Genomic DNA, 16,448 nt, shown 5'->3' with positions numbered 1-16,448 from the left:
GAACCTAACCCTCTTCAAAAAGCAGCTTTCAAATCAGATGAAGAACATTTAAGCTTCGGGGGCAGATTAGGATCGTCTAGAGTTTTTATTGTCTTTCAATTCAGCTCAGCTTATCTCTCACTGAAGCGATGAACCTAAGTCACTTAGGAATGATCTATACGATTTTGAAAATTTTTCCACTTAAGGTACTTTGAAAGCACATTTCAAAACTGGGACGAATATCTTCACCATCTACAGTGATATGTTTTATATTGGAATGAGATTGTGTTTTAGAAAAATGATGATCGACTGTTGCTTGAATAGCCTGTTGAGCCCCAAACTGATCCTTTACACTGATACTTTGTTTAAGCATATCTATACCTTTAATAATAGTTAAAGTGGCAAAATATCCACTAAAAATTTGATGTTTGTTAATTTTATCTTTAAATAACTTTATGATTTAGCTTAAATAATTGATTTAGAGAAGTATAGAATGTACGACCATCTAAGTTTAAATCTACCTCAACTCCAGAGGAAAGAAGAACTCTTTTACCCACTTCAATTCTTTTTAAACCCTGACGTGTATTTTGCATTTTATTGAGAGGAATTAACGAAACAATAATTTCAGTACCATTTTTAGATTTTGCAATTAAATCATTTATTTTTAACAACTTGAATCCTGTTTTTCTAAAGATTTTTCCAATTTTGAAAATAACTTAAAATTAAATTTTGAACGATAAAAAAAGCACTTATTAAGTGCTTTTTTTACTGTTTATTCTTGCTTAGATAGCAACAATATTTACAGCATTCGGTCCTTTTTGACCTTGAGCTACACTGAATTCAACCAGCTGGCCTTCAAGCAAGGTTTTAAAACCTGAACTCGCAATTTCACTGAAATGAGCAAAAACATCTGGACCTGATTCTTGTTGAATAAAACCAAAACCTTTAGTTTCGTTGAACCACTTTACAGTACCTTTAACAACATTTGAGTTTGACATAATATATCCTAATAATTTTTAATAATTTTTTAGTCATTTTATAGACTGATTATAACTTTGAAATAATAAAGAATGAGACTTAAAATCTGAAAAAAAACGAAGGATTATGACTAAAACTACGATACTTAAAGAAGATTTACCGAAACAAGACTTTTTTCTAGTTAAGTTAACTATACACGAAAAATTTAATTAATCAAGTTTTCTTATATATATATTTATTTCATTTATTAAAAAGTAAAATTTATAATTATTTCAATAAGATTAAGCTTTCATTGTCATGATAACAAAATAAGAGTAATCTGCTGTACTGGTAAATTTGATAAGTAATGAATGCGATTATATAGCTCTGTAATAACAATATTGGCCTTTTTAATTTCGGGAATGATGCTTTTTTCTCACTTACAAAATATCTATCACCCTCCAAATTTGGACTCATACTTTCTATTTAGATAATGAAATATAAAAACAGAAACCGCTTTTTAGGCGGTTTCTGTTTTTAAGCTATACCTATCAACTAATAAATAGCATCTTCTAATCTAGAGTATCTTATCTACATAATAAAAAAGGACGCCGCAGCGTCCTTTTTTATTTTCATTCGATCAATCAAACAGACGATCAAAGAATGATTTTTTCTTTGGTGATGATTTGCTGTCTTCACCATCCATAGTTTCTTGCAGTTCTTTCAACAGTTCACGTTGACGTGCAGTTAAATTCACTGGAGTTTCTACCACAATACGGCACAGCAAGTCACCTTGCATGCTGGTACGTACCGGTTTAACACCCTTACCACGTAAGCGGAACAGTTTACCCGTTTGCGTACCTTCAGGAATTTTCAGGCTAACACGGCCATCCAGCGTAGGAATCTGAACTTCCTTACCTAAGGCTGCATCAGCAATCGATACCGGCACATCCATATACAGATCAGCGCCATCACGCTGGAAGATTTCATGCTCGCGCACCACCACTTCTACGTACAAGTCACCTGACTGACCATCACGGATCGCTTCACCCTTACCGGTCAAGCGAACGCGGTCACCATTGTCCACACCCGCAGGAATAGTGACTTCCAGGGTTTGCTGACGATCCGACACACCCGAACCATGACATTTGTTACATGGGTTCTTGATGATCTTGCCCTGACCACGACAGGTGCTACAGGTTTGCTGTACCGAGAAGAAACCTTGCTGCATACGCACTTGACCGGCACCGTGACAGGTGCGGCAGGTTTCCACATCGTTTGGATTTTTTGAACCCTTACCATCACAGGCATCACACGGTGCCGGTGCAGTAAAGGTAATAGTTTTCTTGACGCCTTTGACCGCTTCTTCCAGGGTCAGTTCCATCACATAGCGTAAGTCAGAACCACGGCGCGCGCGTTGCTGGCCACGACCACCACCGCCGCCGAAAGCACCACCGAAAATATCACCGAACTGGCTGAAAATATCTTCTGCGCTGAAACCACCGCCGAAGCCGCCACCGCCGCCCATACCACCTTCAAAGGCCTGATGGCCCATACGGTCGTACATGCTGCGCTTTTCACCATCAGAGAGCACTTCATAGGCTTCTGCTGCTTCTTTGAATTTCTCTTCAGCTTCAGCATTGTCCGGGTTACGGTCTGGATGATATTTCATCGCCAACTTACGGTAGGCTTTTTTGATTTCATCATCACTAGCGGTTTTAGCGACGCCCAAAACCTCATAATAATCACGTTTAGCCATGTCTGGCGATGCTCCTCACGGAATTTGTTTAATATTCAACTGAGGTCTGAAATTGGGGTCAAACCGAGTTTTACAAGGGGAAATATGAAAAAATTATCAAATGGAGCGTAAAACGCTGTCCTTCAGGGCAGAGATATAAGCGATACGACATGAAATGTCGTTGGTTTTTTTTAAATCAACACCTTTAATTTATTATGAGCTAATATAAGCCCATGAAAACACTTAAATTACGAATAAAAGACAAACATTGCAAGGTGCTAGGTCAATTAGCATCTGAGGTAAACTTTGTCTGGAATTATGTGAATGATTTAGGGTTCAAACATTTAAAAAGAAAAGGTGAATTTCTATCGGCTTACGATGTAGCGAAATACACAAAAGGCGCATCTAAAGAATGTAGCCTACATAGTCAAACCATTCAGGCTGTGACAGAAGAATTAGTAACAAGACGCAAGCAATTCAAAAAAGCAAAGCTAAAATGGCGTGTAAGTAACAAGAAATCAGCAAGGCGCTCTCTTGGTTGGATACCCTTTAAAAAGGTTGCCGTTAAATATTCCGATGGCTTAATTCAATATGGAAAAAACAAGTTCGGCATGTGGGATAGCTATGGCCTAAGCAAATACACTGTAAGAACAGGTGCGTTTGTTGAGGATAGTCTTGGGCGTTGGTATGTATGCCTTGTTGTAGATTTACCTAAGCAAGAGAAGCCTAAAGCGACTAAAGCAATTGGTATTGATCTAGGCTTAAAGGATATTGCTACCTGTTCTGATGGTACGGTCATTTCAAATCCCAAGTTCTACCGTAAATATGAGCAGAAATTGGGTATTGCTCAAAGAGCAAGAAATAAGAAGCGTGTTCGTGCATTACATGCCAAGATTGCAAACCGTCGTAAAGACCGTTTGCACAAAGCAAGCACTATGCTTGTTCGAAATAATGCACTGATTGTTGTAGGTAGCTTAAGCGCTAAAAAGCTTGTAAAAACTAAAATGGCAAAATCGGTTTTAGATACAGGGTTTTCAAAACTCAAAACAATGCTCAAGTATAAATGCGAGAACGCAAGTGTATTGTTTGAAGAAGTTAATGAAGCCTATACCACCCAGATCTGCTCGTGCTGTAAGCGAATATCAAGCAGTAGTCCGAAAGGTAGGGTTGATCTTGGAATAAGAGAATGGACATGCCAGAACTGCGGTACAGTCTGGCAGCGGGATTTGAATTCCGCCCTGAACATACTTGCGCTTGGGCATAAGCGTCTCGCAGGAGGAATCCTCTTGCTTTAGCTGGGGGGAGGATGTCAAACGCTTTAGAACACAGCTTTATTTTGAGAGAATTTATAGATACCTTTAAACCAGGCATTGATCAGGAAAATAAAGGCAATAAAGCTGAAAATTACCCCGGTCACTACACAGGCTTTAACCCAGAGCTGGCTGTCCCAGGCAAAGAAAAACAGGGGAATAAACCACAGCGCAGCGAAGATCGCCAAAATGGTATAAATCACGATATTACGCATGATCCACAGTGCCTGCGCTTGTAACCAGACCTCGGCATAATCAACCTGGGTGACTTTACGTGCGAACCAGTAGGCCAATAGTCCACTAAACAGGGTAAATAAGGCCAAAAACATGAAGACATAAGCCATCGCTACGGAACGTCGCATCTTGGTTAATGTATCTTGAGTCATGTTTGGTTCAACCTCGTTACCGTATTGGCAGCTCGGCCAATGCAGCAATTACTTATTTTTTTAAATTATAAAAATCTCAGGTGCTACTATATTGAAAATTTCCAAATTTCGCACCTGAAATTATGACAAATTTAAACAGAATTTAAACTTTTTTTCACTTTAAACCACTGTGCATATAGGGCAGGCAGGAAAAACAGGGTCAATAATGTCGCCACAATCAAACCACCCATAATCGCCACCGCCATTGGCCCGAAGAAAATACTGCGGGACAAGGGAATCATGGCCAGAACTGCAGCCAGTGCGGTCAATACGATCGGACGACAACGGCGTACTGTGGCATTGATGATGGCATCCCACTGCGACTCTCCGGCCTGAATATCCTGCTCGATCTGGTCAATCAGAATCAGCGAGTTGCGCATGATCATTCCGGATAAGGCAATCGTTCCGAGCATCGCAACAAAACCGAAAGGTTTATTGAAAATTAACAGGAATAACACCACTCCGATAATGCCTAAAGGTGCGGTCAGGAACACAATAAAGGCCCGTGAGATGCTCTTGAGCTGAATCATCAGCAGGGTCATGACGACTGCGAGGAATAAAGGCATGCCGGCATTCACCGAGTTCTGTCCACGAGCCGATTCTTCAACTGTACCCCCCACTTGCAGCAGATAGCCATTCGGCAGCTCTGCCCGGATTTTTTCCAGTGGCTCTTTGAGTTCATTGACCACAGTAGCGGGCTGCAACTTGCTACGAATATCGGCACGCACGGTAATGGTCGGCAAGCGATTACGATGCCAGATCAGACCTTCCTCAAAGCTGTATTCAATCTTGGCCAGCTGCGCCAAAGGTACTGATGTACTGGTTGCGGTCGGCACAGCCAGACTGGCTAAAGATGCTACCTCCACCCGTTCAGCCTGAGCACCACGTAAACGGATTTCAATCAGTTCACGTTTTTCCCGATACTGATCAATGCCGGCCCCCAAAATCGAGCTGTTGAGTACATTGGCCAGTTCACTGCTGCTCACCCCAAGCTGACGGGCACGATCCTGATCGATCTGCAGTTTAATGACTTTGCTCGGCTCGCCCCAGTCCAGATGCACATTGGTGGTATTCGGATTTTCTCCCACGGTGGCTGCAACTTTCTGCGCCCATTCACGGACTAATCCTAAGTCTTCACCCGATACCCTGAACTGTAGTGGATAGCCCACAGGCGGGCCATTTTCCAGCAAGGACACCCGGGTACGCACTTCTGGCAATAACTTTCGAATCTGGTCACTTAAGGATTTGCGGATTTCATTCCGGTCTTCCAGCGAGGAAGCCAATACCACAAACTGGGCAAAGCTGGTTTGCGGCAGCTGCTGATCGAGCGGTAAATAGAAACGCGGCGATCCCATCCCAACATAAGCCACATAGTTATCAATGCCCTCTTGTTTTGATAAAAAGGCTTCGACTTTTTTTACTGCAGCTTCAGTGGCCTTCAGTGATGCACCTTCTTCAAGTTTGAGATCCACCAGAATTTCAGCCCGGTTCGAGGGCGGGAAAAACTGCTGCGGCACCAGCTTAAACATTAAAATAGACAGAATAAAAATTCCGACCGTGGCAGCAATGACAGTTTTACGATAGGTCACACAGGCATCGACCCAACGGCGAAAACCCCGATAAAACCGGGTTTGATAGGGGTCATAATGTTTACCGGCGTGATGCACAATCGGCTGAGGTTCTGGCTGTTTGCGCAGACGTGCCCAGAGACGCTGGTACCACGGCGCTTTTTGAATTAAATCTTTGTTGAAATCCGGTAGAAGTTTATCGCCTAAATATGGCACAAATAGTACCGCGGCAATCCAGGACACCAGCAATGCAATGGTCACTACCTGGAAAATCGAACGGGTATATTCCCCGGTACTCGAAGCTGCAGTGGCGATCGGCAGAAAACCGGCAGCGGTAATCAGGGTCCCGGTCAGCATAGGAAAAGCCGTGGTGCGCCAGGCATGCCCGGCCGCCTGTAAACGGCTATAACCCTGCTCCATTTTAATCGCCATCATTTCAATCGCGATAATGGCATCATCGACTAGCAGACCGAGGGCCAGAATCAGCGCCCCCAAGGAAATTTTATGCAGTCCGACATCAAACAGCTGCATACCGGCAAAGGTCATGGCCAGCACCAGCGGAATCGAGAAAGCCACCACCAGACCGGTCCGGAAACCGAGCGAGAAAAAACTGACCAGCAATACGATAATCACCGCTTCTGCCAGCACTTTCATAAATTCGTTAATACTGCGTTTAACTGCCACCGGCTGATCGGAGACTTTTTGCAGCTCCATGCCGAGTGGCAGAGCTTTTTGCAGGCGGGCGAATTCCTGTTCCAGATTTTTACCCAAGGCAATGATGTCCCCACCCTTGCGCATCGATACAGCAATACCAATGCCGTTTTCGCCCATAAAGCGCATCCGGGGCTGTGCCGGATCACTAAAGCCTCGATAGACTTCTGCGACATCTCCCAGCTGAATAGTTTTGCCATTGACCAGCAGCGGCATCTGTCTTAATTCTTCAACACTGTTTAATGCACCACTGACCCGCACCTGAATCCGGTCTGAACCGGTTTCAAAAAAACCGGACTGGGTGGTGGCATTTTGCTGCTGCAGGGCTTGCTGAATCGCCATGACTGGAACGCCCAGCTGAATGGCCTTGGTATTGGAAATCTCAATCCAGATTTTCTGGTCTTGCAGGCCAATCAGCTCAACTTTGGCAACATCTTTGACCCGTTGCAGTTGCAGCTGTAAGCGGTCGGCGTATTCCTTGAGGGTCGCATAGTCAAAATCTTTACCCTTGAGCACATAAATATTGCCAAAGGTATCGCCGAATTCATCATTAAAGAACGGCCCTTGTACCCCTTGTGGCAATTCATGCCGGATATCGCCCACCTTCTTGCGCACGTTATACCAGACATCAGCGACATCTTTCGAAGCCAGGGAATCCTTGGCAACAAAAGTCACCATGGATTCACCCGGACGCGAATAGGCCATGATGCGGTCATACTGTCCCGTGGTCATCAGTTCCTTTTCAATCCGGTCAGTGACCTGTAGGGAGATTTCTTTGGCACTGGCACCCGGCCAGTAAGTCTGGATCACCATGACTTTAAAGGTAAAAGGCGGATCTTCACTTTGTGACAGTTTGGAATAAGAGACGATGCCGATCAGACCCAGCAGGATCATGAAATACAGCACCAGACCTTTATTTTTTAAAGCCCATTCCGACAGGTTAAAGTTCATGCTTAACTCCCTGCCTGAATGGTCACACGACGGTTTTCACGATCAATCGGATTGATTTTTTGCTGGTTACGCAGCAGATGTACGCCGCCAATCACCACATAGTCTTCCGGCTTGAGGCCACTGAATACAGGAACACTGTCCCGGCCATAGGCACCGAGCTGGACCGGGACTTTACGTAAGGTATGATCCGACTGGACCACCATGACATAAGCCTGCTGATCCGTTGCCGAGACACTGGATAGCGGCACACTGAGCATATTATCGCGGCTGTGCTGAAAAAATACCCGGGCACTTTGTCCCAGCTGGATCTGGCCATTGCCTTCACGTAAGGAAACTTTAACCCTGAAGGTACGCGACTGGTCCGCTGCCGGTGAAATCTCTCGGACAATGGCGGCAAATTTTTCTTCAGGTTTGGACCATAAGGTGACCAGAGCCGCTTGCCCCACCCTAATTTCAGCAATTGCCTGTTCCGGCACCCCAATCACCACTTCACGCTCGCCGGCAATTGCCAGTTCATACGCCGCCTGCCCGGCAGCGACCACCTGACCTGTTTCAATATTGCGTGCAGTGATTACGCCGTTTCTGGTGGCAATCAGCTGGTTATAAGCAGTCTGGTTTTTAGCGGTATCATAGTTGGATTGTGCCTGCTTCAGATTTGACAGGGCGGTCTTGTACTGGTTTTCGATCGCGTCATATTGTGAGCGGCTCACGGCATTGGATGGCAATAACTGCTTGAAACGTTGTAATTCATCCTGAGCAATCTTAGTGGCAGACTGCGCGCTTTCCAGCTGGGCACGTGCTGCATTCAGCTGCAGCTGGGCATCTTTGACATCCAGAGTTGCCAGGACTTGCCCGACTTTGACCTGGTCACCCACATCGGCGAAGCGCTGGGTCACCTGTCCAGCGACCCGAAAGGCCAGCGCCGTTTGCTGGCGCGCCTGCACATCACCGGCATAACTTTTTAATTCATGCTGTGAAGTGGTGGGTGTGGCCACCATGACAAAGGGAACTTCCTGTTCTGCTGCAGCAGTATCTTTGCTGCACCCGGTTAAGGTCACGCTGCAAAGCACCACCATGCCAGCCAATACGCTGTAAATCCTGCTCATCTTATTCGCTCTTATCTGATCATCTTTTTTAGGGCAAACTATGCTGATATATTGAATTGCTTGTTTTTTAATTAATATACCACCCGGTACACTAATTACAACTGAATCATCAAAGCAATGACCGTGTTGACTTTTTTTGGAAGAAATTGTGCAAATACCTGTAGGACGACCCAAGGATCTGGAAAAGCGTCAGCGCATACTCAGCGTGGCCAAAGCGCTGTTTTTAGCGCATGGCTATCATGCCTCCAGCATGAACCAGATTGCACGTGAGGCAGGTGTAACCAAGCTGACGGTGTATAACCATTTTCAGGATAAGGCGACCCTGTTTAGCTGTGCGATTGAGGATACCTGTGAAGCCATTCTGCATGAACATCCTCAACTCTTGCAGCCGAGCAGTGACTTTGCGCAGGAGTTTTATCAGGCCTGTCAGCGCGCTTTAAATATTATTCATTTACCAGAAGCGATCAAGCTGGACCTGCTACTGATGGAACTGGCCTCGCAGCAAAGTCCTCTGGCAGAACAGTTTTATCAGGCCTCGCATAACAAACTGGATGCAGTCTGGAATGATTTCTTTGCTCTGGCCCAGCAATACCGCTTTATTCGGGTCGATCTTCCAGAAAAACAGACCGAGCTGATCGTGTCCCTGCTGACCGGAACCCGTCATCAGAAAATCCTGTTGGGTCTCAGCCCTCCCCCTTCAAGCGCAGAACAGCAACAGATTATTGGCGAGGCCATTGAACTGTTTATGCTGAAATATGCCCTTTCGGATTAAATCCTTTCCTTTGGATTGATCACCGATCACCGTATATGGCCTAAAAGTTGCTAAAAAAGCAGCCTATGTTCTGCAACTTTTGTCTCTAGGGGACTTGGATTGTCATGCAGTCGCGGTATAGTCAAAGCATGCATGTGAGGGAATAAAAAATGATTCAACAGATTGATGCACCACTACGCGAAGACGTACGCTTACTGGGTAATTTGCTTGGGGAAACCTTAAAATTACATGCCGGGCAGGATTTGTTTAATCAGATCGAGCAGATCCGTGCCCTGTCCAAAGGCGCTCGCGATGGACAGGTCGAAGCAGAAAAACAACTGGAACAACTGTTTTTGAGCCTGGAAGATGCCGAAATCCTGCCGCTGACCCGTGCCTTTACCCACTTTTTAAACTTTGCCAATATTGCCGAACAATATCATGTGGTACGTCGTCGCCGTCAGAGCGAGTTTGATGACACTGCAGAATCGCCCAATCCTCTGGTGCCTTTATTTGAAAAATTTAAACAGCAGGAAATTTCTGCAGATACGCTGTATCAGCAAATCTGTGAACTGAAAATTGAACTGGTCCTGACCGCGCATCCCACAGAAGTCAGCCGCCGTACCCTGATTCAAAAATATGATGGCATCAATAATGCCCTGTCCAAATTCGACCAGCAGAAACTGACGCCATGTGAACGCCAGGCTGTTCTGGCCGATCTTAAACAGCTGATCAGCTCCGCCTGGCAAACCGATGAAATCCGTCAGCATCGCCCGACTCCGATTGATGAAGCGAAATGGGGCTTTACCACCATTGAACAGACCCTGTGGAATGCAGTACCAAAATTTATCCGCGAACTAAATGGCATGGTTCAGGCGCAATGTGGCCAGAACCTTCCCTTAGATGTCGCACCAGTACGTTTTGCCTCCTGGATGGGGGGTGATCGCGATGGCAACCCAAATGTCACCCACACCGTCACTCAGGAAGTACTATGGCTGTCGCGCTGGAAAGCAGCCGATCTCTATGTACGCGATATTGAAAACCTGCGCTGGGAACTATCCATTCAGCAATGCAGTCCGGAAATTTCCGCAGCCTTGGGCCAGCCCCATCCTGAACCCTATCGTGAATATCTACGTGACACCCGTACCCGCCTGAAAGCCACGCGGCACTGGCTGGCAGAAAAATTAAAAGGCAATGATGCCGATGACAGTCTGGTGATTAAAAGTAAAGACGAACTTTTACAACCGCTCCTGACCTGCTACCGTTCACTGATGGACTGCAATCTGGCCGAAATTGCCAATGGCAGCCTGCTGGACTTTATTTACCGGGTCAACAGTTTTGGGATCGAACTGCTAAAACTGGATATCCGCCAGGAATCTGGCCGTCACCGTCAGGCGATTTCAGCTATTACTGAATATTTAGGACTGGGGAATTTTGAAACCTGGACCGAACAGGCCCGTCAAAACTTTTTACTGCAGGAATTGCAAAGCAAGCGTCCGTTGCTGCCAAAACATCTGAATGAACCGGTCGGCAGCCTGATTGAACATCCGGATGTACAGGAAGTCTTTGCCACCATGCGCACATTGGCCGAACAGCCGAGCGAGTCTCTGGGTGCCTATATTATTTCCATGGCAGAATATCCAAGTGATGTCTTGGCGGTACTGCTTTTACAAAAAGAAGCCGGCATCGAGCAGGCGTTACGGGTGGTTCCTCTGTTTGAAACCTTAAAAGATCTGGATGGTGCAGCCGCAACCATGTCGACCCTGTTCAATATGCACTGGTACAAACAGCATATTCAGGGCAAGCATGAGGTGATGATTGGCTATTCTGATTCTGCCAAGGATGCTGGTTTTATGTCGGCCAACTGGGCCCAATATCGTGCCCAGGAAGAACTGACCGCAGTTGCCCAGCAACATGGCGTGCAATTGACCCTGTTTCATGGTCGTGGCGGTTCAATCAGCCGTGGTGGTGCGCCAACCCAGCAAGCCTTGTTCTCTCAGCCACCGGGCTCTATTTCCGGTGCAATCCGGGTGACTGAACAGGGCGAAATGATCCGCTTTAAATTCGGACTGGAAGAAATCGCGCTGCAAAATCTGGAAATTTATACCGCTGCAACCCTGGAAGCGACCCTGCTCCCGCCACCAGAACCAAAACAGGAATGGCGCGACCTGATGCATCAAATGACCGAACTGTCTGTTCAGGTCTATCGCCAGACCGTGCGTGAAAATCCGCATTTTGTAAAATACCTGCGTACTGTTACCCCGGAGCTTGAACTACAAATGCTGCCGCTGGGTTCACGTCCCGCCAAACGTAAAGTCAGCGGCGGCATTGAATCCTTACGGGCAATTCCCTGGGTATTTGCCTGGACCCAGATTCGCCTGATGTTGCCTGCCTGGCTCGGTACCGGTGCCGCACTGAATGAGGTCCTAGATCAGGGACAGTGTAATGTACTCGATGAGATGCTGGCCGAGTGGCCATATTTCCAGACCCTGATTGATATGCTGGAAATGGTACTGTCTAAAGCCGATGCCCATGTAGCGCTGTATTATGAATCGCATCTGACCCAGGATGAAGATCTGAAAATTCTGGGGACAGCGTTGCGCCAACGTTTGCAGGATGCCGTACAAACCCTGTTAAGCTTGAAAGGTGAATCGAAACTGCTCAGCAGCAATGGCGTACTGGATCAGTCCATGAAGGTACGTAAACCATATCTGTTACCCTTGCACTTGCTGCAAGCTGAACTGATGAAACGTCGCCGTTTATATCTGGAACAGCAACAGGCCGAAAACACCCCGGTAGATCATGCGCTGATGGTCAGTATTGCCGGTATTGCAGCCGGTTTGCGTAATACTGGCTAAGCAAAAATGCCCATTTGAAAGCACATCCTGGTGATGTGCTTTTTTATTGACCAGTCAATAGCCAGGAAATATTTTATTTTATATAGTAAATCAGATTTATTTATAGATACCCCTATTCATAATAAGAAATTAATCTACTGATTTCACTTTAATTTTAACCCAGTATTCTTTTACCGCCCGGTAAAATCTTAAATAAAGTCATAGAATTAATTTGAACAAAAATTTTGTTTAAGTGATTAAATCTTCTAAAGAACAAGAGTATGATGTGCACAATTTATCTTTTGAGTGCTCATTTTATGTCCAGTTGGTTTCCCAAATGGCGCCCTTATGAGGGCAGTATCGATGCACGACCAGTAGGTACCGCAGAGTATTTGCCACCCGCACAAACGGTCATTTTGGGTGTACAACATGCTTTTGCCATGTTTGGCGCGACTGTACTGGCACCTTTTTTAATGGGCTTTGATCCTAACCTGGCGATTTTAATGTCAGGGATCTGTACTATTCTGTTCTTTTTAATCACCGGTGGCCGGGTTCCAAGTTATCTAGGTTCAAGCTTTGCCTTTATTGGTGTGGTGATCGCGGCAACCGGTTATGCGGGTGGTGGCGGACTGAATCCAAATATTGGCGTTGCAGCAGGCGGGATTATCGCATGTGGCATCTTCTATGCGCTGATGGGCTTTCTGGTCATGGCGACCGGCACCCGCTGGATTGAAAAGCTGATGCCACCGGTGGTAACCGGTGCCGTGGTGATGATTATCGGCCTGAACCTTGCTCCAGTCACAGTGAAAAGTGTGATGGGCAATACCTTCAATATGTGGATGTCCCTGGTCACTGTGCTGTGCATGGGTTCAATTGCCGTATTCACCCGTGGCTTATTACAGCGCCTGCTGTTATTGGTCGGCCTGTTATTGGCTTATCTGATCTACTTTGTACTCAGTAATGTCCTGGGTTATGGCACTGCAATCAACTTCCTTCCCATTCAGCAAGCGGCCTGGTTCGGTTTACCGACTTTCCATGCACCGACCTTTGAATTGAATGCCATGCTGATCATTGCGCCGATTGCCTTAATTCTGGTGGCTGAAAATCTGGGACATATTAAAGCCGTAGGCGCGATGACTGGTGAAAACCTGGATCCGCATATTGGTAAAGCCTTTGTGGCAGATGGTGTTGCAACCACTTTAGCCGGTGGTGTGGGTGCGCCGGGTATGACCACCTATGGTGAAAACATTGGTGTGATGGCCGTAACACGGGTCTACTCGACTATCATCTTTGCAGTCGCAGGTGTCTTTGCTGTGTTCTTGGGTTTATCGCCTAAATTTGGTGCGATTATTCACACGATTCCGACAGCGATTCTGACCGGTGCTTCGATTGTAGTCTTTGGTTTGATTACCATTGCCGGTGCCAAAATCTGGATTGAGAACAAGGTCGATTTTTCGCAGAACAAGAACCTGATGGTGGCTGCGGTGACCATTATTTTAGGTACGGGTGATTTTGCCCTGACTTTTGGTAGCTTCAATCTGGGTGGTATTGGTACGGCAACGTTTGCAGCCCTGTTCTTAAACTGGTTCTTCAGTCTGGTCGATAAAAAATAAAATTCAGCGATGACTGGGCACAGCCTGTTGCAAGCAAAAAGACCGAACATATATGTTCGGTCTTTTTTGTAGCCTAAAACAGTCTGTCTAGAATAAACTGTTTTAAGTGACTGGCAATTGATTCGCGTTGGCTTATTTCTGTTTTTTAAGCGCTTGCTTCAGTTGCTTCAATTTGCCTTTATGTTTTGAAATCTTTTTCAAACGTGCTTTGATTTCTTGCTTTAAAGATTTAACTTGCTTAGCCATGGTATTACTCCCTAGTAAGGCTATTCGTTAGGCTTGTGTTGTTTCACAAAACCACGAATAAATTTTCTTAATTCACGAGCAGCACTAGTATCCAGTTCTTCGCAGAGACGAATAAATTCATCACGCTCCGTACTCTGAATACGAATTAAAAGTTGTCCATCTTTCTTGCCTGTCTTTATTTTTTTGATTTGCTCGCTCATTGCTTATCTCTCCAAAATAAAGACTGCTTTGCAAAAGATGTATATACAATATATATACTTTTTAAATTAAATCAAACCTACATTGTAAAAATATTTAATAAAATCAATTTATTTTTTTTACCATAATTTCTATAAAACCGTGCAAAGCCCGTCCAGGCAAGGCTTTAGGCACTTGGCTGAATGGGCTTTTTATGGATAAATTATTTTTGCAAAAAGGCGATGTTGTGCTTAAAAATCGCCATGGCTACAGCAAGATCTCCTGCATAGCTTGAAGATCGTCCGGCGTAGTTGAACTGAAATGAGCCCGTTTAAGGACGAAACTCTTTCAGTTCACGTTGAATAAAGTATTGGAACATTTCACGGTATAGATGTTCAATAAACTCCTGATCGAGGCCCTGCTTTTGCGCCAATGCCCTAACATTTTCTACAATCTGTTCCATACGTTCTGGTGACTGCAAATCGGTTTCGGTTTTTTTGAAACGGGTGGTTTGATCAACATAAAATTGACGCGCAGCGATCAGCTCAACTAAAGCTGTATCAATGGCATCGATCTGTTGACGTGCATGTTCTAGTGATTCAGCTTTGATCTTTTCCATGTTTTTTCAGTTCACTTTCAGTTTGATTATTACTTTTATACTTTTCTTCTAACACATTACTGAAAATACTTTCAATCATCCAGACCCGATATAAGCTATTAAATGTATAACTTTGATCATCTATCCGCAGTTCCAGTACCGGAAAGTTCGGCTGCGACTTCATTTCACAGAGCATATCATTGTCCTGCAGCTTCACCAGAATATCGTTCTGGGTCAGATCTACAATATTTAACTGTTGCTGCAAAAGTTTGAAATGGGGTGCATAAGACAGGTCTTCACCACGGGTCCAGACAGCCTGCAAGATCTGGTACATCGCCTCAATCCGCTGCTCCTCGGGACAGCTATAAAATAACTGTGCCATTGGCGCAATCGCCTGCTCGGTCGGTCGGCAAAACGGGGTAAATTCTACGTCCGTCCGTTTGGATAAACGTGTGGCCAGACTCCAGTCAAACTCATCCCGGCCACGATAGGACAAGGGATAGACATTCAACTGGATATTATAATAATCGGCCAGTTCTTCCTTGATATAGGCCAGCAAAAGCCAGGAGATCGGATCTTCCAGCGCGATATACAAGTCCAGTTCCGGATCCATCGACTGGATCTCGTTCAGCTCTTCGGCATCACTGATTAGATGCTCACGCCATTCAATGTGATCGATCATAAAAATCGGATTACCGGTCAGCAGTTTTTGCTGCTCCAGACGCCGGGTCAGACGCAACAGGTCATCGACTGCCTGATACTGGCGTCCGCCTAAATTAAAATAGCTGGCCAGAATCGGGGTCTGGTCAAAAATACGTTCGGGAAAGTCCTGTGGCTGATGATGACGACTGGCCATGGCATGAAGGGTGCGTAATTTTCCGGTCTGTTTTTGCCACAACATATGAAACACATCTTCCAGCAAATACAGAAAATCCTGCCCGCGCAGCGGGGTATGCCGTAAAATCAGTTCCGCCTGTTGCAAGGCTTCAGCGCTGGGCAATTCTGGCGTGTCATGAAAACTAAAACGATGCTGTTTCGACAGAATCTTGGCATCATTTAGGGTGTAGTGCTGCCATTCATCAAAAGACATCTGATTTGGGGGGGCTGCATGCGAACTGGAAATAATTACTTTCAGCGGCTTGAGCTGCGGACTTAAAATTTCTTCGAGCTGGGGCAGCTGCTGTACCGCCAGATAGCTGTACACATCATCCAGTCTTAAATGGATACTCAGCCCATCTTGAATAGATAACACCGTTTGACGGATTGGTTTCTGGTAAAACCAACTCGATCGGATTGGATCAAACCAACGGCGTAACAGGGACATGAGTTCGGCCTCGACAAAGATGACGGTGTGCAGTTCAAAAAATTGAATCTGTACAGAATAATCTATTTTTAAGATCGCAGAGCAAAAGCCCTGCATGGTGTAAAAACTTATATCAAGTCTTGACATACTCCCCCCACTTTCGACTAGCTCAAGTGGGGGA

The 16,448-nt window shown here is 45.4% G+C and carries 14 protein-coding genes; 4 read left to right on the top strand and 10 right to left on the bottom strand.

Annotated elements, in window-relative coordinates; translation table 11 throughout:
• Positions 1-154: 154 nt before the first annotated feature.
• The 4 genes from MTX11_RS12515 to dnaJ form a co-directional block, all read right to left on the bottom strand.
• A complete protein-coding gene (locus MTX11_RS12515; RefSeq protein WP_004728908.1) occupies positions 155-352 on the bottom strand; it encodes a hypothetical protein in 198 nt (65 codons plus the stop codon).
• Positions 353-422: 70 nt separating this feature from the next.
• Positions 423-650 carry a hypothetical protein gene (locus MTX11_RS12510; RefSeq protein WP_004647679.1) on the bottom strand — a complete coding sequence of 76 codons (228 nt, stop codon included), beginning with the start codon at positions 648-650 and terminating at the stop codon, positions 423-425.
• 111 nt (positions 651-761) lie between these two features.
• The gene (locus MTX11_RS12505) at positions 762-977 is read right to left on the bottom strand and encodes a cold-shock protein (RefSeq protein WP_005105001.1); all 216 of its coding nucleotides are present in this window, start codon (positions 975-977) and stop codon (positions 762-764) included.
• A gap of 599 nt (positions 978-1,576) precedes the next feature.
• Positions 1,577-2,695: a molecular chaperone DnaJ gene (gene dnaJ, locus MTX11_RS12500; RefSeq protein WP_180001689.1), complete on the bottom strand. Its 1,119-nt coding sequence runs from the start codon at positions 2,693-2,695 to the stop codon at positions 1,577-1,579.
• A 212-nt stretch (positions 2,696-2,907) separates the two neighbouring features.
• Here dnaJ and MTX11_RS12495 point away from each other — a divergent pair, with 212 nt between their 5' ends.
• On the top strand, positions 2,908-3,969 hold the full coding sequence (locus MTX11_RS12495) for an RNA-guided endonuclease InsQ/TnpB family protein (RefSeq protein WP_243475253.1): 1,062 nt from the start codon (positions 2,908-2,910) through the stop codon (positions 3,967-3,969).
• 23 nt (positions 3,970-3,992) lie between these two features.
• On the opposite strand, the gene MTX11_RS12490 is transcribed toward MTX11_RS12495, so the two are convergent.
• The 3 genes from MTX11_RS12490 to MTX11_RS12480 form a co-directional block, all read right to left on the bottom strand.
• Complete coding sequence (locus MTX11_RS12490; protein ID WP_005094781.1) at positions 3,993-4,370, bottom strand: hypothetical protein; 378 nt, start codon at positions 4,368-4,370, stop codon at positions 3,993-3,995.
• Between the two features lie 131 nt (positions 4,371-4,501).
• A complete protein-coding gene (locus MTX11_RS12485) occupies positions 4,502-7,639 on the bottom strand; it encodes an efflux RND transporter permease subunit (protein ID WP_243475252.1) in 3,138 nt (1,045 codons plus the stop codon).
• Between the two features lie 2 nt (positions 7,640-7,641).
• The gene (locus MTX11_RS12480) at positions 7,642-8,745 is read right to left on the bottom strand and encodes an efflux RND transporter periplasmic adaptor subunit (RefSeq protein ID WP_191112869.1); all 1,104 of its coding nucleotides are present in this window, start codon (positions 8,743-8,745) and stop codon (positions 7,642-7,644) included.
• 148 nt (positions 8,746-8,893) lie between these two features.
• Here MTX11_RS12480 and MTX11_RS12475 point away from each other — a divergent pair, with 148 nt between their 5' ends.
• From MTX11_RS12475 to MTX11_RS12465, 3 genes are all read left to right on the top strand, one after another.
• Positions 8,894-9,517: a TetR/AcrR family transcriptional regulator gene (locus MTX11_RS12475; RefSeq protein ID WP_243475251.1), complete on the top strand. Its 624-nt coding sequence runs from the start codon at positions 8,894-8,896 to the stop codon at positions 9,515-9,517.
• A 149-nt stretch (positions 9,518-9,666) separates the two neighbouring features.
• Positions 9,667-12,351: a phosphoenolpyruvate carboxylase gene (gene ppc, locus MTX11_RS12470; protein WP_243475250.1), complete on the top strand. Its 2,685-nt coding sequence runs from the start codon at positions 9,667-9,669 to the stop codon at positions 12,349-12,351.
• Between the two features lie 296 nt (positions 12,352-12,647).
• Positions 12,648-13,943, top strand: coding sequence for a solute carrier family 23 protein (locus MTX11_RS12465; RefSeq protein ID WP_243475249.1), 1,296 nt, complete (start codon positions 12,648-12,650; stop codon positions 13,941-13,943).
• A gap of 266 nt (positions 13,944-14,209) precedes the next feature.
• Here MTX11_RS12465 and MTX11_RS12460 read toward each other — a convergent pair whose 3' ends face one another.
• From MTX11_RS12460 to MTX11_RS12450, 3 genes are all read right to left on the bottom strand, one after another.
• Positions 14,210-14,389: a hypothetical protein gene (locus MTX11_RS12460; RefSeq protein WP_004280844.1), complete on the bottom strand. Its 180-nt coding sequence runs from the start codon at positions 14,387-14,389 to the stop codon at positions 14,210-14,212.
• Between the two features lie 308 nt (positions 14,390-14,697).
• Positions 14,698-14,985, bottom strand: a complete 288-nt coding sequence (locus tag MTX11_RS12455; RefSeq protein WP_004647685.1) for a chorismate mutase — start codon at positions 14,983-14,985, stop codon at positions 14,698-14,700.
• A complete protein-coding gene (locus MTX11_RS12450) occupies positions 14,966-16,288 on the bottom strand; it encodes a hypothetical protein (RefSeq protein WP_191112880.1) in 1,323 nt (440 codons plus the stop codon). The genes MTX11_RS12455 and MTX11_RS12450 overlap by 20 nt, the downstream gene beginning before the upstream one ends.
• Positions 16,289-16,448: the final 160 nt, after the last annotated feature.

It is taken from the genome of Acinetobacter lwoffii, assembly GCF_022809915.1.
GTDB classification, from domain to species: Bacteria; Pseudomonadota; Gammaproteobacteria; order Pseudomonadales; family Moraxellaceae; genus Acinetobacter; species Acinetobacter lwoffii_M.
The sequence above is the reverse complement of the archived record's forward strand: the minus strand, read 5'-3'. Positions and strand labels throughout refer to the sequence as shown.

Coding starts and splice junctions, on each gene's coding strand:
- ppc (WP_243475250.1), top strand. CDS start 9,667: ATGATTCAACAGATTGATGCACCACTACGCGAAGACGTACGCTTACTG.
- MTX11_RS12450 (WP_191112880.1), bottom strand. CDS start 16,288: ATGTCCCTGTTACGCCGTTGGTTTGATCCAATCCGATCGAGTTGGTTT.
- MTX11_RS12485 (WP_243475252.1), bottom strand. CDS start 7,639: ATGAACTTTAACCTGTCGGAATGGGCTTTAAAAAATAAAGGTCTGGTG.
- MTX11_RS12505 (WP_005105001.1), bottom strand. CDS start 977: ATGTCAAACTCAAATGTTGTTAAAGGTACTGTAAAGTGGTTCAACGAA.
- MTX11_RS12480 (WP_191112869.1), bottom strand. CDS start 8,745: ATGAGCAGGATTTACAGCGTATTGGCTGGCATGGTGGTGCTTTGCAGC.
- MTX11_RS12465 (WP_243475249.1), top strand. CDS start 12,648: ATGTCCAGTTGGTTTCCCAAATGGCGCCCTTATGAGGGCAGTATCGAT.
- MTX11_RS12460 (WP_004280844.1), bottom strand. CDS start 14,389: ATGAGCGAGCAAATCAAAAAAATAAAGACAGGCAAGAAAGATGGACAA.
- MTX11_RS12455 (WP_004647685.1), bottom strand. CDS start 14,985: ATGGAAAAGATCAAAGCTGAATCACTAGAACATGCACGTCAACAGATC.
- dnaJ (WP_180001689.1), bottom strand. CDS start 2,695: ATGGCTAAACGTGATTATTATGAGGTTTTGGGCGTCGCTAAAACCGCT.
- MTX11_RS12495 (WP_243475253.1), top strand. CDS start 2,908: ATGAAAACACTTAAATTACGAATAAAAGACAAACATTGCAAGGTGCTA.
- MTX11_RS12490 (WP_005094781.1), bottom strand. CDS start 4,370: ATGACTCAAGATACATTAACCAAGATGCGACGTTCCGTAGCGATGGCT.
- MTX11_RS12515 (WP_004728908.1), bottom strand. CDS start 352: ATGCTTAAACAAAGTATCAGTGTAAAGGATCAGTTTGGGGCTCAACAG.